This window comes from uncultured Sphingomonas sp., from assembly GCF_937871615.1.
GTDB lineage: Bacteria > Pseudomonadota > Alphaproteobacteria > Sphingomonadales > Sphingomonadaceae > Sphingomonas.
In genome coordinates, this window is the sequence record NZ_CALMPA010000048.1 from 1 (window position 1) to 2,084 (window position 2,084).

The 2,084-nt window shown below is 66.5% G+C and carries 3 protein-coding genes; all 3 read left to right on the forward strand.

From position 1 onward, the window contains the following. Positions 1–659, forward strand: a 659-nt coding sequence (locus tag Q0316_RS15135) for an aminotransferase class III-fold pyridoxal phosphate-dependent enzyme (protein WP_298674088.1), incomplete at its 5' end; no start/stop codon positions are given. A gap of 64 nt (positions 660–723) precedes the next feature. Continuing rightward, positions 724–1,647 (forward strand): ornithine carbamoyltransferase, encoded by a 924-nt coding sequence (argF, locus tag Q0316_RS15140; protein WP_298674090.1) that lies wholly within the window; start codon positions 724–726, stop codon positions 1,645–1,647. A 129-nt stretch (positions 1,648–1,776) separates the two neighbouring features. Then, a partial coding sequence (locus Q0316_RS15145) for an Hsp33 family molecular chaperone HslO (protein WP_298674092.1) occupies positions 1,777–2,084 on the forward strand: 308 nt, incomplete at its 3' end.

The following is a 2,084-nucleotide window of genomic DNA, read 5'->3' on the forward strand; positions in this document are numbered from 1 at the left end:
GTTTCCTGGTCGAGCCGATCCAGGGCGAGGGCGGCATCCGCCCGGCGACGCAGGAGTTCCTGCAAGGCCTGCGCAAGGCGTGCGACGCGCACGGCCTGCTGCTGGTGCTGGACGAGGTGCAGGCGGGCTATGGCCGCACCGGCAAATTGTTCGCGCATGAGCTTTACGGCATTACGCCGGACATCATGGCGGTGGCCAAGGGGATCGGCGGCGGCTTCCCGCTCGGCGCGTGCCTCGCGACCGAGCAGGCCGCCAAGGGCATGGTGATCGGCACGCACGGCTCCACTTATGGCGGCAACCCGCTCGCCATGGCGGCGGGCGAGGCGGTGCTCGATGTGCTGCTGGAAGACGGCTTCCTCGAAAATGTCGAGAAGACCGGCAATCGCCTGCGCCAGGCGCTGGAACAGATGATCCCCAACCACGATCATCTGTTCGAAAGCGTGCGCGGCCATGGCCTGATGCTTGGCCTGAAGCTCAAGAGCGACAGCCGCGCCTTCGTGGCGCACGCCCGCGACAATCACGGGCTGCTGCTGGTTTCGGCCGGTGACAATGTTGTCCGCATCCTGCCGCCGCTCAATATCGAGGAAAGCCATATCGCCGAATGCGTCGAGCGGCTGAGCGAGGCCGCCCGGATGTACGTGCCGGCTGCCGACGATTGATTCCCTGCCCCTTGGCGCCGATCGGATCGGCGCCAAGGGGCATGATTCTCCGGGGGGAGACATGATGACCATCCGCCATTTCCTGAATCTTTCCGATGCGGGCGCCGATGGCGTCGCCGCGATTCTCGCCGACGCGATCGACCGCAAGGCGGCGCGCGCCGGCTTTCCGAAAGGAACGCCGGACGCCGATGCGCCGCTTGCGGGCCGTGCGCTCGCGATGGTGTTCGAGAAGAATTCGACCCGCACGCGCTTCAGCTTCGACATGGCGATTCGCCAGCTTGGCGGCACCCCGATCGTCGCGGATGCGGGGACGATGCAGATCGGGCGCGGCGAGACGATCGCGGATACTGCGCGCGTCCTCTCCGGCTATGTCGATGCGATCATGATCCGCACCGACGATCACGCCAAGATCGAGGAAATGGCGGCCCATGCCAGCGTTCCGGTTATCAATGGCCTGACCGATGCTTCGCACCCGTGCCAGATCGTCGCCGATCTCCAGACGATCATCGAGCATGGCAAGGCGCTCCCCGGCCTCAAGGTGGCGTGGCTGGGCGACGGCAACAACGTGCTCGCCTCGATCATGGAAGCGGCGGGGCTGATGCATTTCGATGTCGTCGCGGCCTGCCCGCAGGGCTTCATGCCCAGTGAGGCCGATGTCGCGCTGGGCAAGGGCCGCGCGCGCGTCGTCGCCGATCCGGGCGAGGCGGCGGCGGGCGCCGATGTGATCGTCACCGATACCTGGATTTCGATGGGCCAGGCGCACGCCGATACCAAGCTGAAGGCGATGATGCCGTATCAGGTGACGCGGCAATTGATGGCGCGCGCCAGGCCCGATGCGGTGTTCCTCCATTGCCTGCCGGCACACCGCGGCGAGGAAGTGACCGGCGAGGTGATCGACGGGCCGCAATCGCTGATCTGGGACGAAGCGGAGAACCGGCTCCATGCCCAGAAGGCGATCCTGCGCTGGTGCTTCGGCCAGATCGGTTGATCGCGCGGGGGCGTCACCCCATCTTTCGTGCCGGGAATCCCGCTTCACGCTGAGCAGATCGCGGCGGCTTGCGCGGCTTTCGCGCGGCGCAAAGGGCGGGTTTTCGACAGGCGGGGCTGAATGACGGATATGACTGACACGACCAGGGCCGATCTCGATCGCACGCTGCGCTTCACGATTCCGGCGCGCGACGCACGCGGGCGGGTGACGCGGCTCGGGCCGGTGGTGGATGCGATTCTTTCCGGCCATGCCTATCCGCCCGCGATCGAGGCGCTGCTGGCGGAAGCGTTGGTGCTCGGCGCGCTGATCGGATCGACGCTGAAGGACGATGCGGGGCAATTGACGCTTCAGGCGCAGACCGAAAATGGCGTCGTGCGGCTGCTGGTGGTCGATTATCGCGGCGGCGAACTGCGCGGCTATGTCGATTTCGATGCCGA